The organism is Sphingobacteruim zhuxiongii (assembly GCF_009557615.1).
Lineage (GTDB): Bacteria > Bacteroidota > Bacteroidia > Sphingobacteriales > Sphingobacteriaceae > Sphingobacterium > Sphingobacterium zhuxiongii.
Genome location: NZ_CP045652.1, coordinates 253,538 through 280,263 on the forward strand (window position 1 = coordinate 253,538; position 26,726 = coordinate 280,263).

The following is a 26,726-nucleotide window of genomic DNA, read 5'->3' on the forward strand; positions in this document are numbered from 1 at the left end:
CATAATCTTTCCCTGAAATCGATTGACTGAGCGTTTGAACTAAGCATTTACAGGAGTGATAATTATGATTTTTTCAATACTCCTTTGAGCAATTCGAGGAAAAATTCGCGATTGTGTAAAAGAAATTGCAAATTTTATGCTATCAGCCCAATTTATTAGTAAATTTGTTACTCACTAAGGTATTTTTCAATTTAAATGGCAAGATTAAATTTATTAGAGGAAACCCGTTTTGAGAAAGTGCCGGTCTCGGTATACCCCTCTCAAGATGAAGCTTCTATCCAAGTTGCACAACGTATTGCCGCTATCATCCTTGATAAGCAGGCAAAAGGAGAAAAGGCCGTACTTGGTTTAGCAACCGGTGCGACACCTGTCAAAGTTTACAAAGAGCTTGTACGCCTACACAAAGAAGAAGGTTTAAGTTTTAACAACGTAGTCACATTCAACTTGGATGAGTACTATCCTATGCTTCCTAATGCTGAGCAAAGCTATGTAGCTTTCATGAAAAAACAATTGTTCGATCACGTTGATATTCCTCAGGAGAACATTAATATCCCTGACGGAACGTTAGCGCCAGAAGATGTACAGGCATTTTGTATCGCTTATGAACAAAAGATCTCGAACTTCGGAGGATTGGATATCCAGATCTTAGGAATTGGACGTACCGGTCACATTGGTTTCAATGAGCCTGGTTCTGCGCCAAACTCTGGTACTCGCTTGGTAACCTTAGATGACCTTACTAGAAGAGATGCTTCTCGCGATTTCGGTGGTAAGGAAAATGTACCAACAAAAGCGATTACAATGGGGGTGGGCACAATCTTCAAAGCGAAAGAGATTGTGTTAATGGCGTGGAACGAAAAGAAAGCGGAAATTGTTAAGAAAGCAGTTGAAGGCGAAATCTCTTCGGATATTCCAGCGACCTATTTACAAATGTCAGAGAATGTTGAGTTTGTTTTAGATACAGATGCAGCGTCTGGCTTAACACGTTTCAACCTTCCTTGGTTGGCGCATGATGTCGTTTGGGAAGACAGCTTAGTTAGAAAGGCAGTTGTTTGGTTGTCTCTTCATTTGAAGAAAGCAATCCTGAAACTTACTGATGATGATTACAATAACTATGGTATGGCTCAGTTAATCACAGAGCAAGGCCCGGCTTATAGTATCAACATCCGTATCTTTAATGAGCTACAACGTACAATTACTGGCTGGCCAGGTGGTAAGCCTAATGTTGACGATTCTAGCCGTCCTGAACGTGCTGAACCGGCGCGTAAAAACGTTATTTTATTCTCCCCACATCCGGATGATGATGTTATCTCAATGGGGGGTACTTTCATTCGTTTAGCAGATCAAGGACATAATGTTCATGTTGCTTACCAAACATCTGGAAATACGGCAGTTTGGGATGATGACGTTTTACGTTATTTAGAGTTTGTACAAGACTTCGCTGTAGCAGTCGATGACGACAATGGTGTTACAAGAAATATTTATGAAGAAGCTCGTGAGTTCTTCAAAGTGAAAAAACCTAATCAAGTAGATCCTGAGATTATCCGTACAATCAAAGGCTTAATCCGTAAAGGAGAGGCAATTGCGGGAGCTCGTTTTGTTGGTTTGCCAGATGAAAACATTCATTTCCAAAACCTACCTTTCTACGATCGTGGTAAATTCTCTAAAGAGATTGACTTTGAGGATGATATCCAACAAACAATGGAGCTATTGCGTCAAGTAAAACCACATCAAATTTTTGCTGCTGGTGACTTCGCCGATCCACATGGAACTCATAGAGTTTGTTTTGATATCGTACTAGAAGCAATTTTACGTCTTCGCGAAACAGATGAATGGACAAAAGATTGTTGGTTATGGTTGTACCGTGGTGCTTGGCACGAATATCCAATTCATGAAATTGAAATGGCTGTACCACTTTCACCTCAAGAGGTTAAACGTAAGCGCTTAGCGATCTTCAAACACCAGTCTCAAAAAGACCTTCCTGTTTTCCCTGGAGATGATCCAAGAGAATTCTGGGTGCGTGCGGAAGACCGTACGAGTGAAACTGCAGGACTATACCATGAACTTGGATTAGCAAACTACGAGGCGATTGAAGCATTCGTACGTTGGAAGTTTTAAGTCGTATAATCTTTCTAATAAATAGTATTTGCTATACTGATCTGTGGTTAAATACTTAAATAGAATTTTAATAAAAAGAAGGTGTCTAAAAAGGCACCTTCTTCTGTTTTATAGCTTTTGCGATTCCATTACTGTTTTCATTTTTGAGTTTTAAGCAGTAAGTCTATATTTTGTGGTTTTAACGCTCCTGACTCCAATTTTTATCGTATATAGTGTTTTATCGCTATAACCATTTCGAAACAAGACATCGTTTGCCCACTTTTTTGCCCATTTTCTGAGGTTATGAGCAATGGCCATCAAACCGAACTCTACAGCGACTTTCTCCAGTCCTTTCATCGTGAACCGGGTAAACTTGTTGTTGCTTTTCATCTGACCGAAAACAGCTTCCACTTCTATGGGTCGCTTGCTTCGATGGTACATTCCTCTTCTGATAGCAGTCTTTTTCGGGGGGGGGGCTTTAGCCTTGAGCTGATCAAGCCTGTGGTTCACTTCAATAATACGATTGCCTTTTGCTTTATGGCACCCACTGCGCATTGGGCAGCCTTCGCATCGCTGAGCCTGATAACAGCTTACCCGGGCAGTATATCCATTGGTACTAACTCTGGTTGCATGACCGATATAGCTGAGCTTCTGTCCGGCCGGACATACATAATAGTCATCTTGCTGGTTGTAATACAGATTCTGTACCGAGAAAGGATCCTGTTTATGCTTGCGCTTCTGTTCCACATGAAAGTAATTGTACTTGACAAAGGCAGTTATGCCCTGTTTTTCCATCAATTCATAGTTCTGTTCACTACCATAACCGGCGTCTGCTACAAGCTGTTCGCTTTGTTTTCCGTAATGGGACTCAAAGCCTTCCAAATGTTCCGGCAGGGTTGTGGTGTCGGCAGTTGTTTGATGGATGCTGTAATGGGTGATGAACTGATCTTCGGTGCTGATTTGGGTATTATAGGCTGGCTTAAGCTGGCCATTCTTCATGTGGTCCTCTTTCATCCGCATAAACACAGCATCGGTATCGGTCTTGCTATAACTATTGCGATCTCCCAGTACTTCCAGTTGCTCTTCATATTTCTCTAGTCGAGGCAAATAGTCCTCTTCAAGTTTCTTAAGCTGCTTATCAGTAGATTTATTGGCTCCTTTGAACTTGGCATTGATCGCTTCGATCTTTTCCTTCAACCGACTGCTATCAATGGCCTTGCTAACTTCTTGATGCCCTAATGAAGATTGGTCTTGGGCGATCTGAGCCTCGATTTCCGAAAGAACCGAAGCAATGTTTGCTTCTAGCTTTACCTTATTCTTCTCGACCGATTTCTTCCAAACGAACGTATAACGACCAGCGACCGACTCGATCTTGGTGCCATCAACATATTGAACTTTCAGGCTAACATACTCCATATCATGCAGCATACGAACGATACTTGCAAACAGCTCTTGTATCTGTCCTTTAAGACGCTTTCCTCTGAAATAATTGATCGTACGATAATCAGGTGTGCTATTGCCCGAAAGCCACATGAAATGGATATTCTCTTGTAAGGCGCGCTCAATTTTTCGGCAAGAATAGATATTGCTTAAATAGGCGTAGAACAGCACCTTAATGAGCATTCTAGGGTGAAAACTAGTGGTGCCTCCGCCTTTATACTGACGGATAATATGATCTAGATCCAACTGATCAACAACCTGACTCACCAACCGAACCGGATGGTTCATTGGAATACGATCTAAAATATTCTCAGGAAATAGACTCGGACTATTGGATGGAAGCGCTTTGAATTGTATGTTTGCCATATTGTTTTTTTGGGTGCACCTTAAGATACAAAATCTTAAGGACAAAAAAACAGAAAAACCCCGCCATTTTTTAATGACGGGGTTCTTTCTTTAAGAGACCTTTTTAGACAGCCCCTTTTTTGTAATATATGGTATTTGAAGTTTAGATAGTGAAAAGGCTGTCAAAGACGCCGTTAAACATTTATTTGAACAAAACTGGAATACGATGTGCAATTTTCCTATTTTTCCGATTATTAAAGTTTTTAGCCGAATCTTTATTTTATCTTAAAAGTTCAGAGTCTACATTTGTACTTTATTTAGATTTAGTACAAATAAAGATGAGAGTCGCTAAAATATTAATCTTGTTACTGATGCTGTCAGCGGGAAGTACCGCTTTTGGACAAACCACTGTAAAAGGTAAAGTCGTTAATCCTACAGGAAAGGGATTAGCTGAAGTTAACATTTCTTCAAACGGGAATTCGGTGAAAACCAATTCTACTGGACATTTTGAGCTTTATGTCGCTCAACCAGGTCAATTTGTGTTAGTACTGAGCGCGATTGGTTTTGAATCTCGAAATATTCAAGTGAATCCAGAAGGGTTGGAAACCAAAGTAGCGGATTTAATCTTAAATGATAATCATAACAGCATCGATAGTGTAGATGTTGTCGGATATCACACCGTAAACGATAAGAAATTGGCCGTAGGTAAGGGAGGGATTCTAGTACGTGATCTTCCACAGTCCGTTCAAATTATTAATGCACAAGTTATTCGCGATCAGCAAGTAAATAGATTAAGTGATGTACTGAAAAATGCCAATGGAGTTGCATTAGGAGCTAACCGCGGTGGTGTTAATGAGAACTTCTTTGCGCGTGGTTACAGCTTGGGATCCAATAATATCTTCAAGAATGGAGCGCGAACAAACAATGGCGGTTCGATTGAAGCAAGTACATTAGAATCGGTAGAAATTTTAAAAGGTTCTGCAGCCCTATTGTATGGCGGGGTTTCTGGTGGTGCAGTTTTGAATTTAGTGACGAAGAAACCAAAGTTTGAATATGGAGGCGAGGTATCTATGCGTATGGGTAGCTTCAACCAGTACAAGCCAATTGTTGATGTTTATGGTCCTATTAGTGATAAATTGGCGTTTCGTGTGGTTGGAACCGGAGAGTACGCAGAAAGCTATCGCGATAATGTAGAAAGTAAACGTTTCTATGTAAACCCATCTTTGCTTTATAAGATCTCAGAAAAATCGACACTGAATGCAATGTTTGATTATCTAAAAAGTGACTTTACGCCAGACTTTGGAATCGGTTCTGTCGGTGGAAAGATTGACGAGCGTGTTGGGAGAAATACTTATTTGAATACTGAATGGGCGTACAATAAAACCAATTCTAGTAATGGTCAATTAGCTTTTTCTCAGGAGTTTTCATCCAACTGGAAATTAGACGTCAATGCGAGCTACCAAAACTATACTAGAAATTATTACGGTGCTGAACGAATCCAGGCGGCAGAAAATGGCAATATGCCAAGAGCATTAAACCGAACCCAATCGGATGAACTATCGTTTAACCAACAAGCCAATTTAAACGGAACAATTTTTACCGGTAAGATTAAGCATCAAGTTTTAGTTGGTGCTGATTTTGACCAATCAAAAACAAAGAATTATGCGTTTGATATTTTTGCCAATCCTCTTAGCGATACGACAGTAATTAATGCCTACGATAATATAAATATTTTTGAAAAGGATGCCTATAAATCCAGAACGGACATCCCAAAAGCTAATTTAAAGACAAGAACAACCACAGATGTTTATCGTTACGGCGCATTCGCTCAAGATCTAATCAGCTTAACTGATAAATTTAAGGTGTTAGTAGGCATTCGTTATACGCGTCAAATCAACAAAGAGGGACAGGGATATTTGTACAGTAATGGCTCCTCGTATGTTGTGCGCAATATGACAAAAGATAGTCTCCCATTGGGTGATAAGATAGAAAGCGCTTGGTCACCAAAATTTGCCTTTATTTATCAACCCATTAAATCGACAACGTTCTACGTGAGCTATGCAAATAATTTCACACCGAACTCTGGCTACGATCGCGAATTCAGACCAATGACCCCTTCAATTATTGATCATTATGAGGCCGGTGTAAAAAATGAATTGTTTGCAGGGCGCCTAACCGCCAACCTAACCTGGTATCGCATTGTAAATGATCGCTTTGCTCAATCTGTTATGGATGAAAACGGCAATATTGCTGATTCTAATATGAAAGAGTTTACTGGAAAAACAGCATCTGATGGCTTGGAGTTGGACGTGACAGGTACAATCGTTAATGGCTTGGAAGTCATGGGAGGTTACGCTTATAATTTTATGCGTTATCTAGAAACGAATGATAAAGGAAGTGTTGAAGATGTGCGTCTGGTGGGTACAACTGCTCATACGGGAAATGCATCGGTATTCTACACTTTCCAACAAGGCGGCGTTCGTGGATTGAAATTAGGCTTTTCAACGTACTACACGGGTAAACGTAATGCCGGATGGAACAATACAAAAGTTAACGTTTCAAAAAATGAAGATCGCTTAATTCCAATCGATCCTTTTACAACCTTTGATTTCTCTGCGGGATATACCTACAGAAATTGGAGCATTTTAGGAAAAATCAGCAACATTAGTAATGAATTTAACTACTATGTCCATGAAAACTACAGTGTGAACCCTATTCCACCAAGAAGTTTTACGACAACATTGAGCTATAGATTTTAAGGATTAAGGTGTGATTTAATCTCCTTCATAAGTTAAACTACACTAAATCAAAGCCCTTTCAATTCCTTTTTCCGAAGGATTTGAAAGGGCTTTGATTTGGATATGAAAGGGATATGAAAGGGATGTAGAACGTACTTCGTTCGGAATATGAACAAAAAAAGTGGATGCACAAATACTTAATACATCATGTAAAAAGTGATATACTTAAAAGAGAAAAAATAATGCTGTTTTTAGAAAGGAAGTGTGTGGATCATCTCGACCATCTCCGCAATTCCTTCGTGTGCGATAAGGAAAGTGTAACGTAGGGAATTTGGGATTATCCCGTAATATTTTTTGAATGCTGTTGTAAAGTGCGTCGAGTGTTTGTATCCCGTCATGCGAGCTACGTCGGAGATGCGATGCTTTCCAGTCATGATCAATGACTTTGCATGTTCCATCTTTTTCTCCGTAATATAATTCATAATAGTTTTCCCATAGTATTGCTTAAAATGTTGTTTCAAATATTGTTCATTGGTTCCAACATGTTTTGCAAGACTCGATATACTATGGTTTTGTGCAAGATCTTCGTCGATCAGTTGCTTTACTTGTACTATCTTTTCATAATGGTTTTTATTGCTGATCAATTCTTTATTCTCATTCTCGGCGTAAAGTCCCTCAATTTGGTGTACAATAGTTTCTAACAGTAAGGCCTGTATTTTTAGCTGATTGATAAAAGAATCTGCGGCGTAAAGTCCAATAATTTGATTGATAGAAAGGCTGATACGTTTGTCGGATTTGGTTAACAGTCCGTTTTCGAAGCGTTCACTTTGTTCCGTATACGTTTTATGAAAGGAGAGGATTTTTTCACTGGGAATTATCACCATGAGCAAGGTGCAATCTGTAGAGAGGCTTTTTAAATCAATTGAGCTTCCTTTGCTCAAATGTTTTAATAAGTTTTCGTCGGCATGTAAAACAAAATGTTGATCATGAATTTGTAAGCTAACATTTGCGGATTTTTTAGAAATTAAGACATTGATATAGCCGTCAACTGGACTGTTAAAGCAAAAGCGTTGTCTACCTTCCAAAACGCTAAAATACATCTCTGTACCAAGTTCGATAATGCAGTCATCTGCACTTGCTTGGGGGATTCCCAATATTTCCGAATGTGTAGCTTTTTTTTCCGATTGCGTCATTTTGCTATTTAGAATAATTCTAGATTTGCAACAACATTTATTTAGACTTGTTCTAAATGATGTTCCAAAATTAGGGATTAATCTGGTATAATGAAATTTTTTTACTCAACCTGGGTCTTTTTACTGTGTTCATTCGCTTGCTTCGGGCAAACAGCAAGCATAAAAGGGATCGTGCATTTGTTAGATGGGACGCCAGTAAAACAGGCTACGGTACGTATTAATGGGACTGACATCGCTTCCGTGTCTAACGAAAAGGGAGAATATTTGTTAAAGGAAGTGCCTTATGGTTCGCAAGTGATTTCCGTAACTTCTGTAGAGATTCAAAGCAAAAATCTTCCACTTTTTGTTGATAAATCAAAATATGACCTCCATATCCATATTGATCCGCGGGGTGATGTTAGTCTAGATGAAATTCGAGTAACTGGGAATTCAGTGAAACGAGAAATCGAAACGAAGGGATTCGCGGTCAACGTTATTGAAACAAAAGAGGCAGCCCTACGAAATATCCAAACGAACGAGTTACTTGATCGCACTGTTGGAGTTCGCGTTCGTCAAAGCGGGGGTTTGGGCTCTGAAGTCCAATATAACTTGAACGGCATGACGGGACGTTCGGTAGGGATATTTATTGATGGTATAGAAATTTCAACATACGGATCTTCATTTAATTTGAACAATATCCCTCCTGCGATGATTGAACGTATCGAGGTTTACAAAGGGGTTTTGCCAGCACATTTATCAGGCGATTTGCTTGGTGGAGCCATTAATATCGTTCTTAAAAAAGCGGAACTTACCAATAATCTCTCAGCAGCAATTTCCTACGGATCTTTTAACACACTACAATCCGACATCAGCGCAATTTATAGAGATGCAAAATCTGGATTCACGACACGCGTTGCGGGAACTTATATGAGTTCTGATAATGACTATGAGATCTGGGGTAAGTTTTCCAAGTTTATCGAACCGAACGGAGTTATGCGTCGGAATTATCGTACAAAGCGATTTTTCGATGGATATAGGTCAATTTCTGGTCGCTTTGAGTTTGGTTTTACGGGTGTGAAATGGGCAGATTCCTTTTTCCTTGGCTACAACATCTCTGATTCGTATAATGAGATTCAGCATGGGCAAACCATGGGAACACCATATATGGGAAGGACTTCAGAGGCAAATGCCAATGTGTTGAGTCTTAGCTATAACAAACGAAATTTAGGGCTTGAGGGATTGAATTTAGCAGTAAATGGAGTTTACAGTTTTCGAAATACATATATACAAGATACTATTCCTTGGGCGTATAATTGGGACGGAAATATACGTCTAGATTTGAATGGTAATCCCATCCGTACAGCTGAAGGGGCGCAGCAAACGCTTCCATCCATGACGGATATCGATCGTAAAGTCGCTAATATTCGTTCGAATTTGAGTTACGATATCGTATCGGGACATAGACTTTCGGTAAATCATGTCTTTTATTCCGTTGATCGTTCTGATCAAAACCTTTTAACTCAAGTTGGGAAAAACGGATTGAACAGTAAGAATGATTTTTCTAAGAATGTCGTATCCTTCAATTATGAGGCGCAGACCTTTAACAACCGACTAACAACGAATCTCTTCTATAAACTCTACCAACAATCAATTGGTAAAACGTCTTTTACCGGTTCTGTGAATAATGGACAAGTACAGATTACAGAGCAAAAGGAGAAGAACCATCGCACAAATACGGGCTATGGGTTGGCGGTGTCCTATAAGGTAAAACCAAATATCGTCCTCTTAACTTCTGCGGAACGGGCTGTGCGTATGCCAGACGATGGGGAGACTTTTGGTAGCCCTGAAGAAAATGTCTTAGCCAATACAAATATTTCTCCCGAGATCAGTGACAACTACAATCTCGGTTTCAGATTAGGAACATTTGATCTCGATGGTCATAAATTTTCATTCGGTGCGAATTCTTTTTGGAGAAACATTAAAGACCGAATTATGCCTTTTGCAAATGAACTATTGAATTCCCAAGAGATTGAATTAACACAATATGTCAACTTATCATCAGCACAATCCTTAGGGTTTGAAGGCGAACTAATGTATACCTACAAAGATCTGGCTGTGAATTTCAATTTCTCCAAATTCAATTCCAAGAATAAGCAAAGATATAGCCCGAAAACAGGTTTGGAAAGTGATAATTATAATAAGCAAATTCCTAATGAGCCATTTTATACGATGAATGGTAATGTGCATTACCGTCTAAAGAACGCCATACAGAAATCCTCGGAATTAAACTTGTTTTATACGATAGGTTATGTAGCACCGTTTAGTACGGTTTGGTTTGATTCAGATTGGTTTATTACCCCCACGCAAGTAGCTCAGAATTTTGGAGTTAGTTATACCTTCCCAAATCGAAAATTGATAGCGAGTGTAGATGTAAAGAATCTATTTAATGCAGAACTCTATGATAATTTTGGCGTGCAAAAGCCAGGAAGAGGTTTCTATCTGAAACTGAATTATTCAATAAATAAATTTTAACAAATTATATAGCAAGATGAGAAATAACATTTTAAGATTTGCCCTGTTTGGAGCCGTAGCGACTAGTGTATTGTTTAGCAGCTGTGAAAAAAGTGGCAATGATGGAGATAATATTAAGGAAGTCGATCGTTGGATTACCGTTTCTGGCGCAAAGATGCAAACGGAACCAGGTGATGGTGATGGCGGTACTATGGTATTTAGTATGACACCAGAGGAAGCAAAGAACCCGAGTTTTTCGATAAATGTATTTGATCAAGGAGAGGCAGTTCGCTCAGCAAGAACGGCACGCTTACAGGCTTCGACAGATGGGAAATACCTATATAACATTCAGTATACAGGCGACGATGGTGGTGTTTTCAACAAATATCGCGTAAACGGAGGTAAGAATATTATTCCAGAAGGGAATGAGGTTGCAACAGCTGATTATGTTAGTAAATCACCGAGATGGTTGGTTGCCGCACCAGGCGTAGGTATCGCTGTGCGTGGAACGGCCAATCCAATCGTTTACACAGGAACGTCACCGAACTTTGCTTACAAAGAAGTTACTACGAAGTTGGATGCTATAAGTTTGGATTTGAACGATCCGAAGATTACGCAAAATTCAACTGCAGAAATTCGTTTATCGGAAGCAGAAGTAAATAATGGATATCATATCTCTCGTATTGATGCGCCGGTAGTTAATAAAAAAGGGGATAAGGCTTACGTGGGTGTCCAGATATCTAAATACAATGTAGCATCTTTTACCTTAGATAAAGATGGTAAGCCAGTTTTCGCGGTTGATAGAGCAGCGGCTAAATTAGCGGCTCGTACGCTTGTATTTGATTATCCTAGCCTTAAGAACCCTAAATTAATTACCTCAACAAAAACCAATGCAAATACAAATGGATACCGCAGTACCATGCAATATGTTGGTACGGATGGTCATGTGTATCAAGCGACGTCAGGAGAAGCTGCGGGTGCAGGTGGCTCTAGAATCTTGCGTATTAGCTCTGCAACCAATGACTACGATAATGGCTTTGAATTCAATCTAGACAAAGCTTTAGGTGTTACGAATTCATATATTGAAACTTGGAAATATGTTGGAGATGGAATTGGATTCGTTGTATACTCAATCAATGGTCAAGACGGTGGACATATTGCAAAAATTGATTTGAATAAAAATTCAGGTACTAAATACGTGATCCCAGGAGAAGATAAATTGGAATTTGGTCAGATCCAAAATATCGCTACTTATGGAGATGAAGTTTTTATTGCTATTGCACAAGTTGGACAAGATGGCAATATTTATATCTTTAATAGAAAGAATGGAGATATGAAGGTTGGTGCTAAGTTGTTAAATAAACCAGGAAACCAATACATTGGCGTGTATTAGGCCTCCAGATAAACAGATTAAAAAAAGCCGGTATCAAATCATGATACCGGCTTTTTTTTAATTCCTTTATTCCTTAATTATGAAATTACTTTTTGTCTGAAGTTACCTTTCCAATTATCATCTCGATAACGGCAACCGCAATAGCGAAGATGACCGCAGGCCAAAAACCATCAACATCAAACTTAGTACCCATGATTTTGTCAGATAACATAATCATTAAGACTGTTATGATAAAGGAAACTAATCCGAAAGTTAACCAATTCAAAGGGAATGTAAATAGTCGTAGAATGCCTCCGACAACTGCATTGACTAGGCCGATAACAAGACCTGTTAATATTGCCCAACCAAAACCTGCAACATGTACACCTGGGCTAACCCAAGCCGCTAGTGCAACGACTAAACCTGTTACTAAAAGACTGATGATAAACCTCATAATTTGTATGTTTTGACTTTCGAAGAGGTATTCAAATTTAGTGCCAATACGCAGTGCGCAATCGGTTGTTAGGTGTAGGTAACAAAAATAATATTATGCTAACATAGAATATTTTTATTAACTTGACATAACAATTTTAAACTGTGTTGAGTATGAAAAGATTAATGATAACATTGTGCTCGATGTTTATTGGGCTAATGGTCTTCGCACAAAGTAATGATTCTATCCTTGGTAAATGGCAGAATCCCAGCGGGGAAGGACGCATAGAAATTTATAAAAAGGGAGAAAAATTCTACGGGAAGCTGTATTGGATTAAGGACTCTAATAAGAAGGATGCAAAGAATCCGAACGAGGCCTTACGCTCGAGAAACATTCAAGGATTAGAAATATTAACAAATTTCACAAAAAGTGGTTCTAGTTATGTGGACGGACAAATTTATGATCCTAAATCCGGAAAAACATACAGTTGTAAAATGACATTGAAAGGGACTGATGCCTTGGATATTCGTGGATATGTCGGGGTCAGCTTATTAGGTCGTACTGAAACCTGGAAAAGAATTAAATAATATTTTCAAAAGACTCGGTCTTTTGTATTACGTAGAAAGAGCCGTTGTTATGCAACGGCTCTTTCTATTATTTAGGCTTTTGCGAAATTTACACAAACGTTTTCGTGAATTAGCCTTTAAAAAAAACCTTATCTTTATCGCAAATAAATTTACCGTTATGTACAAAACCTTAAAGCCCGCTTTAGAGAAAGAACTAGCTGGAATTAAAGATGCTGGTCTATATAAAGAAGAACGAATTATCACTACGCCACAAGCTGCTGATATTAAAATCAGTACTGGACAGGAAGTGATTAATTTCTGTGCAAATAACTATTTAGGATTGTCTTCACATCCAAAGGTTGTTGCTGCAGCAAAAGCAGCAATTGATTCGCATGGTTACGGGATGTCATCTGTACGTTTTATCTGTGGTACTCAAGATGTCCATAAAGAATTAGAGGCTAAGCTTTCTACATTTTTAGGTACGGAAGACACGATATTGTATGCAGCAGCATTTGATGCTAATGGCGGTGTTTTCGAGCCTTTGTTTACGGCAGAAGATGCAATTATTTCGGATGAATTAAATCACGCTTCGATTATTGATGGCGTTCGTCTATGTAAAGCACAACGCTTCCGTTACAAAAATGCAGACATGGCGGATTTAGAAGCTCAGTTGCAGGCAGCAGCAGGTGCTCGTCATAAAATCATCGTTACAGATGGAGCGTTCTCTATGGATGGATCGGTTGCTCCTCTAGATCAAATTTGTGACTTAGCAGATAAATATGAAGCTTTAGTGATGATTGATGAGTCTCACTGTTCTGGATTTATTGGAAAAACTGGTCGCGGTACGCATGAGTTATTCAATGTTATCGACCGAGTTGATATTATTACTGGGACTTTAGGTAAAGCTCTAGGTGGTGCTTCTGGAGGATTTACTTCTGGTAAAAAAGAGATTATTGATATGCTTCGCCAACGTTCACGTCCTTATTTATTCTCAAATACCTTAGCTCCAGCTATTGCTGGCGCTTCAGTTGCGGTTTTAGATATGTTGAGTGAAACAACGGAGCTTCGTGATAAATTAGAAAGCAATACTAAATATTTCCGCGAAAAGATGACAGAAGCGGGCTTCGATATCAAGCCTGGATTCCATCCGATCGTTCCTGTTATGTTGTATGATGCTAAGCTTGCACAAGCTTTTGCTTCTAAGATGTTAGCCGAAGGAATTTATGTTATTGGTTTCTATTATCCTGTTGTTCCTCAGGGAAAAGCACGTATTCGTGTTCAAATTTCTGCCGGACATGAGCTTGAACACTTAGATAAAGCAATTACTGCGTTTACAAAAGTGGGTAAGGAATTAGGCGTTATTAAGTAATTCAACCTGTATTTTTAAGGCTTTGATGAAAAGCTAATAAAATATTAATAGGAAAATACAAAAATTGAGGTGCAAAATATATATCTTTGCACCTCTTATTTTTATATAACACATTATTGCTCAATGCAGAACATCAGAAACATAGCGATTATTGCGCACGTTGACCACGGAAAAACGACTTTGGTTGACAAAATTCTTCACTTTACGAACCAATTCAGAGACAATGAAAATGCCGGAGAGTTAATTCTGGATAACAATGATTTGGAACGTGAGCGTGGGATTACCATCGTATCTAAAAACGTATCTGTAAAATATAAAGACACAAAAATCAACATTATTGATACACCAGGTCACGCCGACTTTGGCGGTGAGGTAGAGCGTGTATTGAAAATGGCAGATGGTGTTGTATTATTAGTAGATGCTTTTGAAGGTCCAATGCCTCAAACTCGCTTTGTAACGGGTAAAGCATTAGCATTAGGAATCAAGCCTATTGTTGTTGTAAATAAAGTAGACAAAGAAAACTGTCGTCCTGATGAGGTTTATGAGAATGTATTCGACTTATTCTTCAACTTAGGAGCAACAGAAGATCAATTGGATTTCCCAGTATTGTATGGTTCATCAAAACAAGGATGGATGTCTCAAGACTGGAAAACACCAACGACTGACTTTACAGAGCTTCTTGAAGCAATCATTGAACATATCCCTGCACCTAAGGTATCAGAAGGTACGCTTCAAATGCAGGTTACTTCTTTAGACTATTCTACATTCGTAGGTCGTATTGCGATTGGTCGTGTTGTACGTGGTACAATTAAAGAAAACCAACCAGTTTCTTTAATGAAACGTGATGGTAAAGTGGTTAAATCTCGCGTAAAAGAACTTCAATTATTTGAAGGACTTGGTCGTGTAAAAGTTTCTGAAGTAAAGGCTGGTGATATCGTTGCTGTAGTTGGTATTGAAGGTTTTGAAATTGGTGATACAATCGCGGATTTCGAAAACCCAGAGCAATTAGAAGTAATGCACATTGATGAGCCAACAATGAACATGTTGTTTACGATCAATAACTCACCATTCTTTGGTAAAGAAGGTAAATTCGTTACTTCACGTCATATCTATGATCGTTTACAGAAAGAATTAGAGAAAAACTTAGCATTACGTGTTGTTCCTACGGAATCTCCGGATGCTTGGTTAGTATATGGCCGTGGTATTCTTCACTTATCTGTATTAATCGAGACTATGCGTCGCGAAGGATACGAGTTACAAGTAGGACAACCACAAGTAATCGTTAAAGAAATCAACGGTGTTAAATGTGAGCCTATTGAAGAGTTAGTAGTTGATGTACCGGGTGATGTTTCAGGAAAGGTTATTGAACTTGTGACACAACGTAAAGGAGAGTTATTAATCATGGAATCGAAAGGTGAAATGCAACACTTAGAATTCTCTATTCCTTCACGTGGTATCATTGGTTTACGTAATAATGTATTGACTGCAACAGCTGGTGAAGCGGTAATGGCGCATCGTTTGAAAGGATATGAGCCATGGAAAGGTACTATTCCTGGACGTTTAGCTGGGGTATTAATTTCCTTAGATACTGGTAGTACAACAGCTTATTCTATTGATAAATTACAAGATCGTGGTCGTTTCTTCGTTGATCCAGGAGTGGATATCTATGAAGGACAAATCTTGGGTGAGCACATCCGTGATAATGACTTAACCGTGAATGTAACGAAAGGTAAACAGTTGACAAACATGCGTGCTTCAGGTTCTGATGACAATACGCGTATTGCTCCTGCGATTAAATTCTCGTTAGAGGAGAGCATGGAATACATTCAAGCTGATGAGTACATTGAAGTTACTCCACAAAGTATGCGTCTACGTAAGATTTATCTTACCGAAAATGAGCGTAAAGTGAACTCGAAAAAATTCCAATAGTAGTTGGATTACTCATATAAAAAGGCCATTCGAAAGAATGGCCTTTTTTGTTTGCAAAAAAAGATGGACATTTAATGAATGGAAGAGATTGAGGACGATGATTTGACTTGGCATAAAGTTCCAAGTAAGATCGATGACAGTCGGAATTATGTAAAAGCACTGCATGTAGCTGGTAAAAAGCTTTGCTTGATTAGCGAGGGTGGAAAGCTCTCGGTTACTTCGAGCCGTTGTCCTCATGCTGGGGCTGATTTAACACATGGTTGGTGTGAAGATGGAAAGCTAATTTGTCCGTTCCATAGACATCGGTTTGATGTTGAAACAGGTAAAGGAGATGAGAGACAGCATAATTTTATCCGTATCTACCCCTTAAAGCAGGAAGATGGAGACTACTATGTCGGAATAAAGCGCAGTTTATGGGACAAGATTTTCGGTTAAAGTATACGCTTAATCCATTTCAATAGTTTATAGGTTTTTTCAGTATATGGAAACCAAAACATTTTTGACATCGGTATAAGCTTAACATCGGCCACCGCACGCTCGTGTGAAAAAGATTTAAACCCATACCACCCGGTTGACTGCCCAATACCAGAATTATTAACACCACCAAAAGGTAAATTAGGATGAAGTATTTGTATCATCGCGTCGTTGATGCAAGTTGATCCTGCACTTGTTTGTCGGATTACATGCTTACAGAATTTATTATCCTGGCTAAAAACATACAATGCAAGTGGTTTTTCTTTCTGATTTACAAAGGAAATTGCCTCGGCGATTTGATTGTAATAAATAATGGGAAGAATTGGTCCAAAAATCTCGTCAGTCATCAAGGGATTTGACGTCGCTACGTTACTTAGCACTGTTGGCGCTATATAGCGCTCCCTCTCGTCTAAACTTCCTCCAGCAACCACTTGGGCACCTAGGGATTTTGCGTCGCTTAGAGCTGAGCTAAGGCGCTTGTATTGCTTTTCGTTAATTATCCGAGCATAGTCCGGTGAATGCTGAGGATTTTCCCCGAAAGCGTGTTCAAGTTCTTGTTTAAAAAGCTGTTCAATTTCGCTCTTCAGTTGTCGTGGAGCAAGCAGATAATCGGGGGCAATACATGTTTGCCCTGCATTCACAAACTTTGCCCATATCACATTTTTAATGGCTTTCCTCAAGGATATATTCCTGTCAAATATGGCCGGGGACTTTCCTCCGAGTTCTAGTGTGATATCCGCAAGATGTAGGCTTGCGGCTTGCATAACAATTTTACCGACAGCAGGGGATCCCGTAAAATGAATGTGATCAAATCGTTTGTTGAGCAGGTGGGTTGTCTCTGTAACTTCTCCTTCGATAACGGCAACATGTTCCGGTTTAAAGATCTTTTCGATGATTGTACGGACGACTTGGTTTGTATTTGGTGCAAATTCGGATAACTTAAGCATCGTTACATTTCCAGCCGCAATAGCAGCAGCCAAATGAACCATTGGTAATTGGAAGGGGTAATTCCAGGGAGTAATGATGAGAACCTGTCCTTTTGCCTCGTAATGAAGATATGCTGAAACGTTGGGAAATAGTAGTGAACGACCTACTGATTTGTCTTTCATCCACTTGGTGAGATGTTTTATAATTTGTTTTAATTCATGCTCAACGGCAAATACTTCCGTGATTGCAGTCTCCATCGCAGACTTGTGGAAGTCTAAATAAAGTGCTTTCTGTATCGCATCTTCATTTGATAAAACTGCTTTTAGCAATTCTTCTAACCATTTTGTCCGCTGTTGAGCGGTACTGTGTTTAACCGTTTCACGGTGTTTTGCTTGAACGGAATATAGATTGTCAATATCGCTAATCGAGGTGTTTGCCATGTTGATTAAAGATAGGAAAATAGTAGTTAGTATTAAATAGTTAATGAGAAGCAGTTCCTTTTAGTTATCGTAATTCAACAACAAATATTAACTGTTCGATAAATGAGAATATTGATTCGTTCTTGGGAGAAACCTTGCCTTATCTTCTAACGGGTATATCTTCAGAAGAAGGGCTAAAGAAAAACAACCTGAACAAATCGTCTTTGTCCAGGTTGTGCATGTTTCATAGGATTTAATCTCTTTATTTTGTTTTTTGCATTTCTTCCGCGGCTTGATATACCTCAGGAGATGCGGTGTATATTTTGAATTGTACACTATATTCCTCTGGAACATAAATAACAATCGGCATTTTTCCATTGTATCTTAGCATAGTAGGCTGGGCCGAAACGAAAAGGTTCCTTTTCGGTAAGTCTGGGCATCCCATTTGTGTTCCAATAACAGCCCCGTCGGTTTTGAATACATAGTATTCGTACCCCCATCCTTGCAAATCTTTTTTCTCGACGCTGCCTTGTAGTGCGAAATGGTTACATCCGTCTACTTCCATGTATTTACCAATGTTAAATTCAATGCGTTTTGATTGATCCTGATCTGAATAAGGAACTTCAATAATCATTTTCTTATAACCCTTCTCTGCTTTAGGGAAGATGTCGGTATTCACTTTCGAGATCGTTTCTTGTGCCACTGCTGTCGATCCAACAAAGGTTATTGCAACTAAGATTATTGCAAATAACTGAAATATTTTTCTTTTGACCATAGTCTTTGATGAAAATTTTAATAAACAATCAAACTAATTATTGTAAAGAGTCTTTTTTTCTTGGAAGGTTTAATGTAATTCAACTTTTAATTTTTCAGGATTTTCTGCCTTGATCAGCGCCCTTGCTAGGATTCTATTGGGGTCGAGCACGAGAATGCCGTAATAAGATTTCTCGCGTAGTGCTAATGGGATATCCGTACAGCCCATAACGATGAGTTCAGCTCCTTGTCCCTTCAGCTCTTGTATGGCTGCAACCAAAGCATCGTGAGCTCGGTTTGTAACAGGAGAGGAAACGTGTTTTAATCCATAGGTTTTATCATAAATGGCTTCATGAATCTTACTTTGTAAATTTTCATTGGTATCAATATAAGGGATTCCCTTTGTATTGAATATGTTTTTGTAAAGTCCGTTGTTTTTCGTTCCATTGGTCACTAAGACGCCAACAGACTTACCCTGGTATTCTTCATTGATATAGTTGGCCACTTCCTCAACCATGTGTAGAAATTTAATTTGTGAGCCTCGCGAATTTAGTTCTCCGAGGACGGCATCAAAAATAGGACTAGTATGTGCTGTATTACTTGGCATGCCAATCACTGATGCTCCAGCTTGTTCAAGTTCGAGGGCAATTTCAGCAATTGCGATTCCAGGGTTTTTAGGTTCTAAGCCAAGTAAATAATCGACTCGATTTGCTATTCTGTTCGGCTGAGAGGACAATAGTACAGGCAGATGACCTTGGTCATTCTCTGCATTACTCTCCTCAATAATTTTTCTTACAATATCAATCCCTGCTAAAGGGCCTAAACCTCCAATAATTCCGATCATAACTCTAATATTTTAAATTCGTTTTAATCGCATATACTTTGTACATGTGGATCTCTTGTAAGACATTCAAAAATAGAGCCAATAGCTGAAAAAAGCGACGGTTTAATGTCGCTCTTTATTTTGGAAATATTTGTAAATGAGTTATCTATGCGTCGTCTTTGCTGAATTCATGGGTGAGCTTATCCATTCTTCGTTTGATAGAGGCATCTACTCGATAGTCTTCAATTTTGTCAATTGCTGTTTTTTCCACACGGACATTGGTGTCGGATTCATAGTTGTGGATCTCCTTCTGATTTTTTAACGCATTATCGTAGGCATCCCTTCCGCTCATGAGTTTGACAAAAACGGGGAGACATTCGAAGAAAATAAATAATAATGCGATAAAGATCACAGCATATTCTGTTGATTTATTAATCGTGCCGTCGGGTTTCTTATGTAGATTACTTAGAGCAGCATTGCGGTCTGCAAATCCTGCAACGTTGACTGCACTGTCAAGTGATTGATTCGAAAGGATACGTTGATCCATCAAGCCCTCATCTTTTTTTCGTTGAAGCAATACTGATTCCTTTTGCTGAATTTCACTTCTAAGTGTATCTAAATAGGACTGTTGCTGATTTAGTGAATTTTCTTTCATCTTCGCATAAGGACCATAGCCCATCACACCAGAGGTTTCCTCCGTTTTTGTTCCGAAGATTTCGTGATTAAGTTGTTGACGTGAAGTTTTGAGGGAAGACTCCAGCGAATCTGCCTGTGTTTTTAAGACACTCAACTGTCCATATTCTACCAAATATTTGTTCTCAAAAGTCTTATTTAATGTGTCAATTTTCGCGTTTTGTTGAATAAGATATTCCGCACGTAGGTGCTCTCGGATTTCTTTATCAAATATTTTTAACTCTAAAGGTCGCGAAATTATCAAGCCGATTAGAATTGCTAATAAAATACGTGGAGCTGCTTGCAAGAGTTGCATTCCAGAACTACGACTTTTATCAATACTTAAAACGATATATCGGTCTAAATTGAATATGGCGAGTCCCCATATCAATCCAAATATTAGTGCATAGAAAATAGCGAAAGCACTCCCACTGAAGACAAAATATAATGCGTAACCACCTGCTAGAGCCGCAAATAGTCCAGTGAAGAAAATCGTTGCTCCTATGCTAACGTATTTGTTTTGTTCTTCTGGGTACCTCTCCAATGTCTCGCGGTGTACTCCTGAGCACCACCAAAAAAATGATTTCATCGTTAATTGTTTGCTTGTTAGACGCTTATCGCTAGCATTTGTTACATCAAATGTCAAAAAAAAATAGCATATTTCCGATAGGCCCAAAAGAATAGCTTTGTGGTGTCTTTATTTAAATTATCTTTACCTTTGCACAAAAAATTGAATTAAATCATCTAATAATGAACAAAAAACGTTTTCTACCCTATCTAGTTATTGTTGCTAGCTTAGTCGTAGGGTGTAACAATCAAAACAGTAAACAAAAAACGGTAGATTTGAAAAACCCATTATTAATCGCATACGATACCCCATTTGAAGTACCTCCATTCGATCAAGTTAAGGATGAACACTTCAGACCAGCATTCGAACAAGCATTATCGGTTCATAATTCGGAAGTCGATTCCATTATTAACAACGATGAGGCAGCGACATTTGAGAACACAATTGTAGCGTTGGAAAATGCAGGACAATTATTAAATCGCGTTTCTACAGTTTTCTATAATTTAAATTCCGCGAATACAAACGATACTATTCAAGCTATTGCAAAAGATATGGCGCCAGTTATGTCTGCACATGGCGATGAAATCTCTTTAAATCCGAAACTATTTGCGCGTGTTAAGGCCGTTTATAGTAAAAAAGCGGAGCTTGGATTAGATGCCGAGGATCAAAAGTTATTGGAAGAAACTTATAAAGATTTTGTACGCTCTGGTGCGAACTTAAAGGATGCTGACAAAGAAAAGTTGAAGAAAATAAACGCTGATCTTTCTGTATTGACGACTCAATATGGGCAAAATTTGTTGAACGAATTGAATGCCTATCAATTAATTGTTGATAAAGTTGAAGATTTATCTGGATTACCAGAAGAATTGAAAGCGGCGGCGGCCGACGAAGCAAAGGCAAAGGGTAAAGAAGGCAAATGGGTCTTTACGTTGCAAAATCCATCGATCATGCCTTTTCTTCAATATGCTGACAACCGCGAGTTACGTAAGCAAATTTGGGAAGCCTATCAAATGCGTGGCAATAACAATAATGATCAAGACAATAAAGAAACATTAGTTAAGATTGCAAACCTACGTTTAGAAAGGGCGAAGTTATTGGGATATTCTTCACACGCGGCCTATGTTTTAGAGGAGTCGATGGCAGAGAATCCAACGAATGTGAACAATCTGTTGAATAAAATTTGGGCGCCTGCAATCACTAAAGCAAAAGTGGAAGCAGCGGATATACAAAAAGAAATAAAAGCAGCGAAAGATACGTTCACAGTCGCTCCTTATGATTGGCGTTACTATCAAGAAAAGATTCGTAAAGCAAGGTATGCTTTGAATGAAGAAGAAATAAAACCATATTTTAGCTTACCTGCAGTTCGTGAAGGCGCTTTTGAAACTGCTAAGAAGTTATGGGGCATTAGCTTTGTAGCATTAAACAATGTACCCGTTTATCATCCAGAAGTGGAAGTATATGAGGTTCGCGATAAAGATGGTTCTCATTTAGGTCTACTTTATGCTGATTTTTTCCCGCGTGAATCGAAGCGTTCTGGAGCATGGATGACATCGTATAGAAGCCAAGGTAGAAAAGATGGAAAACGTGTTGCACCAGTAATTTCTATTGTTTGTAATTTTACTAAGCCTGTAGGTGATAATCCAGCCTTGTTGACTTTCGATGAAGCGACGACATTATTCCACGAATTTGGGCATGCATTACATGGTTTGTTCTCTAATGTAAAATATAGAAGCCTAGCGGGAACTTCTGTTCCACGTGATTTTGTTGAGCTGCCATCTCAAATAATGGAAAATTGGGCCGGTGATCCAGAAGTATTGAAGTCCTATGCAAAACATTACCAAACAAAAGAAGCTATTCCTGATGCTTTGATAGAGAAAATGCAGAAGGCAGGTACATTCGATCAAGGTTTTGCAACAGTTGAATATCTTGCTGCTTCGATTTTAGATATGAATTACCATGCTTCAACAAGTCCTATCACTGCGAAAGCAAATGATTTTGAAAAAGCGGCTATGTCTAAAATTGGATTAATCGATGCGATTATTCCTCGTTACAGAAGCACTTATTTTCAACACATCTTCTCTGGAGGCTATTCTGCTGGATATTACAGCTATATTTGGTCTGAGGTCTTAGACGCAGATGCGTTCGCTGCATTTAAAGAAAAAGGCTTATACGATCAAGCAACTGCCGCTTCATTCCGTTCAAATATTCTTGAAAAAGGAGGGACAGGAAATCCTGCAGAGATGTACCGCAAGTTCCGTGGCGCTGATCCGAATCCAGTTCACTTGATGGTGAAAAGAGGATTGAATTAATCATTTTATGTAACAGTTCTGAAATATTAGTGCGTTTCGCCTAATGTTTGAATTTGAGAATATATGAAGAAGGTGTCTAAAAAGGCACCTTCTTCTGTTTTATAGCTTTTGCGATTCCATTACTGTTTTCATTTTTGAGTTTTAAGCAGTAAGTCTATATTTTGTGGTTTTAACGCTCCTGACTCCAATTTTTATCGTATATAGTGTTTTATCGCTATAACCATTTCGAAACAAGACATCGTTTGCCCACTTTTTTGCCCATTTTCTGAGGTTATGAGCAATGGCCATCAAACCGAACTCTACAGCGACTTTCTCCAGTCCTTTCATCGTGAACCGGGTAAACTTGTTGTTGCTTTTCATCTGACCGAAAACAGCTTCCACTTCTATGGGTCGCTTGCTTCGATGGTACATTCCCTCTTCTGATAGCAGTCTTTTTCGGGCTTTAGCCTTGAGCTGATCAAGCCTGTGGTTCACTTCAATAATACGATTGCCTTTTGCTTTATGGCACCCACTGCGCATTGGGCAGCCTTCGCATCGCTGAGCCTGATAACAGCTTACCCGGGCAGTATATCCATTGGTACTAACTCTGGTTGCATGACCGATATAGCTGAGCTTCTGTCCGGCCGGACATACATAATAGTCATCTTGCTGGTTGTAATACAGATTCTGTACCGAGAAAGGATCCTGTTTATGCTTGCGCTTCTGTTCCACATGAAAGTAATTGTACTTGACAAAGGCAGTTATGCCCTGTTTTTCCATCAATTCATAGTTCTGTTCACTACCATAACCGGCGTCTGCTACAAGCTGTTCGCTTTGTTTTCCGTAATGGGACTCAAAGCCTTCCAAATGTTCCGGCAGGGTTGTGGTGTCGGCAGTTGTTTGATGGATGCTGTAATGGGTGATGAACTGATCTTCGGTGCTGATTTGGGTATTATAGGCTGGCTTAAGCTGGCCATTCTTCATGTGGTCCTCTTTCATCCGCATAAACACAGCATCGGTATCGGTCTTGCTATAACTATTGCGATCTCCCAGTACTTCCAGTTGCTCTTCATATTTCTCTAGTCGAGGCAAATAGTCCTCTTCAAGTTTCTTAAGCTGCTTATCAGTAGATTTATTGGCTCCTTTGAACTTGGCATTGATCGCTTCGATCTTTTCCTTCAACCGACTGCTATCAATGGCCTTGCTAACTTCTTGATGCCCTAATGAAGATTGGTCTTGGGCGATCTGAGCCTCGATTTCCGAAAGAACCGAAGCAATGTTTGCTTCTAGCTTTACCTTATTCTTCTCGACCGATTTCTTCCAAACGAACGTATAACGACCAGCGACCGACTCGATCTTGGTGCCATCAACATATTGAACTTTCAGGCTAACATACTCCATATCATGCAGCATACGAACGATACTTGCAAACAGCTCTTGTATCTGTCCTTTAAGACGCTTTCCTCTGAAATAATTGATCGTACGATAATCAGGTGTGCTATTGCCCGAAAGCCACATGAAATGGATATTCTCTTGTAAGGCGCGCTCAATTTTTCGGCAAGAATAGATATTGCTTAAATAGGCGTAGAACAGCACCTTAATGAGCATTCTAGGGTGAAAACTAGTGGTGCCTCCGCCTTTATACTGACGGATAATATGATCTAGATCCAACTGATCAACAACCTGACTCACCAACCGAACCGGATGGTTCATTGGAATACGATCTAAAATATTCTCAGGAAATAGACTCGGACTATTGGATGGAAGCGCTTTGAATTGTATGTTTGCCATATTGTTTTTTTGGGTGCACCTTAAGATACAAAATCTTAAGGACAAAAAAACAGAAAAACCCCGCCATTTTTTAATGACGGGGTTCTTTCTTTAAGAGACCTTTTTAGACAGCCCCTTTTTCTTTGATTATTTTATCGTCGATACGCTAGAATAAAGCGAAGAACAATTATCTAGGTTCGTTAGTAGACTTTAATTTCACCGAGCTTCGTTTTTGTAGGTGATAAATGTGAGCACGGTCTTAGATCCTATTTTCAATCGATAGGTTTCGGATTAAATTCCCGCCGAGTTAAACTGTAATTCGTATAGTTTTCTATAGTGACCGTCGAACTCAAGTAGCTCATGATGGCTTCCCATTTCCATGATTTCGCCTTTATCAAGCACAATAATTTTATCAGCTTTTTGAATGGTGGACAAACGGTGCGCGATAACAATGGAAGTTCTTCCATCCATCATTGTATCGATTGCATGTTGAATCATCATTTCCGTTTCTGTATCGATTGAAGATGTTGCTTCATCGAGGATTAGAATTTTAGGGTCGTGTACTAATGCACGAATAAAAGATATTAGTTGCGCTTGTCCTGCGGAGAGGGTAGAACCACGTTCCTGTACTTGATATTCAAAATTGCCCGGAAGGCGCATAATAAAGTCGTATGCTCCAACTTTTTTGGACGCATCGATGATGCTATCCATCGAAATATTGGGATTGTTTAAACGAATATTATTCGATACCGTGTCTGAGAAAAGGAAGACATCTTGAAGTACCGTCGCTATGGTTTGCCGCAAGTACGTTAAGTCGTATGTGCGAATATCAACCCCATCCAATAATATTTCGCCTTTTTGAATTTCATAAAATCGACTCAGTATATTGATCACCGATGATTTACCAGCGCCTGTTGCTCCTACAAGAGCGAGCGTTTCTCCTGGTTTGACCGAAAAACTTACATCCCTTAATACCCATTTTTCATCGTTGTAGGCAAACCAAACGTTTTTAAATTCGATTGCACCAGCAACATGTTCTGGTTTATAATCGCCATGGTTTGGTGTAAACTCTTCTGTGTCTAGGACATCAAAAATGCGCTCCGCAGAAACCATTCCCATTTGTAGGGTGTTGAATTTATCAATTAGTTCTCGTATAGGGCGGAAAATCATGTTGATATACATAATAAACGCGACGACAACACCTGGAGAGATAACATCTGCTAAGATTTGTTTTGATCCGTACCATACGAGTAAACCGGTAGCAACTGCGATAATAATCTCTAATACAGGGAAAAATATAGAGAAATACCAGTTTGCACGAATATGAGCATTTCGGTGTTCCTTATTAATTTCTTTAAATTTCCGCATTTCCTGCTCTTCCCGCGCAAAATATTGAATGACTGCCATTCCAGTAATATGCTCTTGAAGAAAGGTGTTTAGGTTAGAAACCCATATTCGGACGCTTTGGAAAGCAGACTTCATTGCTTCCTTAAAAATATAGGTCGCAGCAATCATCAAAGGCATTGGTACCAAGATAACGAGCGTCAATTTCCAGTCAGTATAGAACATGACACCGAGGATGACGACTAATTGTAAAAGATCACCAATAATCTGTATAAGTCCTTCGGAAAAGATATTTGCTATAGTTTCTAAGTCAGAAATTGTACGTGTTATTAACCGCCCAATGGGCGTGTTGTCAAAATACTTAAGGCGTAGGTTGGTAATATGATTAAAAACTTGGATCCTTATATCTCGGATTACGGACTGCCCCAGGCTGTTTGTCATTAATGTGTGAAAATATCGGATGACCGTCTGGGCAACCAATAATGCCAACATAAGTAACAACATTTGCGTAAGTCCTTTGCCAGATCCTGATAAGATATAATGGTCTAAAGTATATTCAATCAATAGTGGCAACGCTGGTGCTACAGCGGCCAGTAAAATCGTCAGTACGACTGAAACCCAGAAAATAGTGCGGTATGGGCGGATATATTTTGCTAAACGTCCAAGTAGCTTACTGTCGTATGCTTTTCCGGAGATTGATTCTTTTTCCAAGTTGATGC

At 39.1% G+C, this 26,726-nt stretch carries 16 protein-coding genes and 2 pseudogenes; 9 read left to right on the forward strand and 9 right to left on the reverse strand.

Annotated features, from left to right (window positions below; genetic code table 11):
* Positions 1 to 195: 195 nt before the first annotated feature.
* Positions 196 to 2,115, forward strand: a complete 1,920-nt coding sequence (gene nagB / locus GFH32_RS01095; protein ID WP_153509327.1) for a glucosamine-6-phosphate deaminase — start codon at positions 196 to 198, stop codon at positions 2,113 to 2,115.
* Positions 2,116 to 2,373: 258 nt separating this feature from the next.
* On the opposite strand, the pseudogene GFH32_RS01100 reads toward nagB, so the two are convergent.
* Positions 2,374 to 3,900 (reverse strand): annotated as a pseudogene (locus GFH32_RS01100) (IS1182 family transposase); the annotation flags it as partial.
* A 317-nt stretch (positions 3,901 to 4,217) separates the two neighbouring features.
* Here GFH32_RS01100 and GFH32_RS01105 point away from each other — a divergent pair.
* Positions 4,218 to 6,638: a TonB-dependent siderophore receptor gene (locus tag GFH32_RS01105; protein WP_153509328.1), complete on the forward strand. Its 2,421-nt coding sequence runs from the start codon at positions 4,218 to 4,220 to the stop codon at positions 6,636 to 6,638.
* Positions 6,639 to 6,868: 230 nt separating this feature from the next.
* Here the strand turns inward: GFH32_RS01105 and GFH32_RS01110 are convergent, their stop codons facing one another.
* On the reverse strand, positions 6,869 to 7,810 hold the full coding sequence (locus GFH32_RS01110) for an AraC family transcriptional regulator (protein ID WP_153509329.1): 942 nt from the start codon (positions 7,808 to 7,810) through the stop codon (positions 6,869 to 6,871).
* A gap of 171 nt (positions 7,811 to 7,981) precedes the next feature.
* On the opposite strand from GFH32_RS01110, the gene GFH32_RS01115 reads away from it, so the two are divergent.
* Together GFH32_RS01115 and GFH32_RS01120 are read left to right on the forward strand one after the other, a co-directional pair.
* Positions 7,982 to 10,321 carry a TonB-dependent receptor gene (locus GFH32_RS01115; RefSeq protein ID WP_228384182.1) on the forward strand — a complete coding sequence of 780 codons (2,340 nt, stop codon included), beginning with the start codon at positions 7,982 to 7,984 and terminating at the stop codon, positions 10,319 to 10,321.
* 16 nt (positions 10,322 to 10,337) lie between these two features.
* Entirely contained in the window at positions 10,338 to 11,693 is a 1,356-nt protein-coding gene (locus tag GFH32_RS01120; RefSeq protein WP_153509331.1) for a hypothetical protein, read from the forward strand.
* Between the two features lie 85 nt (positions 11,694 to 11,778).
* Here the strand turns inward: GFH32_RS01120 and GFH32_RS01125 are convergent, their stop codons facing one another.
* Positions 11,779 to 12,126 (reverse strand): phage holin family protein, encoded by a 348-nt coding sequence (locus GFH32_RS01125; protein WP_153509332.1) that lies wholly within the window; start codon positions 12,124 to 12,126, stop codon positions 11,779 to 11,781.
* A gap of 152 nt (positions 12,127 to 12,278) precedes the next feature.
* Here GFH32_RS01125 and GFH32_RS01130 point away from each other — a divergent pair, with 152 nt between their 5' ends.
* From GFH32_RS01130 to GFH32_RS01145, 4 genes are all read left to right on the forward strand, one after another.
* Entirely contained in the window at positions 12,279 to 12,692 is a 414-nt protein-coding gene (locus GFH32_RS01130) for a DUF2147 domain-containing protein (RefSeq protein WP_153509333.1), read from the forward strand.
* A gap of 157 nt (positions 12,693 to 12,849) precedes the next feature.
* Positions 12,850 to 14,040, forward strand: a complete 1,191-nt coding sequence (gene kbl, locus GFH32_RS01135; RefSeq protein ID WP_153509334.1) for a glycine C-acetyltransferase — start codon at positions 12,850 to 12,852, stop codon at positions 14,038 to 14,040.
* Positions 14,041 to 14,163: 123 nt separating this feature from the next.
* Positions 14,164 to 15,969: a translational GTPase TypA gene (gene typA / locus GFH32_RS01140; RefSeq protein WP_153509335.1), complete on the forward strand. Its 1,806-nt coding sequence runs from the start codon at positions 14,164 to 14,166 to the stop codon at positions 15,967 to 15,969.
* Between the two features lie 78 nt (positions 15,970 to 16,047).
* Positions 16,048 to 16,404: a Rieske (2Fe-2S) protein gene (locus GFH32_RS01145; RefSeq protein ID WP_153509336.1), complete on the forward strand. Its 357-nt coding sequence runs from the start codon at positions 16,048 to 16,050 to the stop codon at positions 16,402 to 16,404.
* Here GFH32_RS01145 and GFH32_RS01150 read toward each other — a convergent pair.
* The 4 genes from GFH32_RS01150 to GFH32_RS01165 form a co-directional block, all read right to left on the reverse strand.
* Entirely contained in the window at positions 16,401 to 17,810 is a 1,410-nt protein-coding gene (locus GFH32_RS01150; RefSeq protein WP_153509337.1) for an aldehyde dehydrogenase family protein, read from the reverse strand. The genes GFH32_RS01145 and GFH32_RS01150 overlap by 4 nt on opposite strands.
* A gap of 241 nt (positions 17,811 to 18,051) precedes the next feature.
* A complete protein-coding gene (locus GFH32_RS01155) occupies positions 18,052 to 18,564 on the reverse strand; it encodes an ecotin family protein (protein WP_153509338.1) in 513 nt (170 codons plus the stop codon).
* A 69-nt stretch (positions 18,565 to 18,633) separates the two neighbouring features.
* Positions 18,634 to 19,386 carry an aspartate/glutamate racemase family protein gene (locus GFH32_RS01160; protein ID WP_153509339.1) on the reverse strand — a complete coding sequence of 251 codons (753 nt, stop codon included), beginning with the start codon at positions 19,384 to 19,386 and terminating at the stop codon, positions 18,634 to 18,636.
* A 145-nt stretch (positions 19,387 to 19,531) separates the two neighbouring features.
* A complete protein-coding gene (locus tag GFH32_RS01165; protein WP_153509340.1) occupies positions 19,532 to 20,626 on the reverse strand; it encodes a DUF4407 domain-containing protein in 1,095 nt (364 codons plus the stop codon).
* A gap of 161 nt (positions 20,627 to 20,787) precedes the next feature.
* Here GFH32_RS01165 and GFH32_RS01170 point away from each other — a divergent pair, with 161 nt between their 5' ends.
* A complete protein-coding gene (locus GFH32_RS01170; RefSeq protein WP_153509341.1) occupies positions 20,788 to 22,914 on the forward strand; it encodes a M3 family metallopeptidase in 2,127 nt (708 codons plus the stop codon).
* Positions 22,915 to 23,163: 249 nt separating this feature from the next.
* Here GFH32_RS01170 and GFH32_RS01175 read toward each other — a convergent pair.
* A pseudogene (locus GFH32_RS01175) lies at positions 23,164 to 24,684 on the reverse strand (IS1182 family transposase); the annotation flags it as partial.
* A gap of 270 nt (positions 24,685 to 24,954) precedes the next feature.
* The gene (locus GFH32_RS01180) at positions 24,955 to 26,718 is read right to left on the reverse strand and encodes an ABC transporter ATP-binding protein (RefSeq protein ID WP_153509342.1); all 1,764 of its coding nucleotides are present in this window, start codon (positions 26,716 to 26,718) and stop codon (positions 24,955 to 24,957) included.
* Positions 26,719 to 26,726 lie beyond the last annotated feature (8 nt).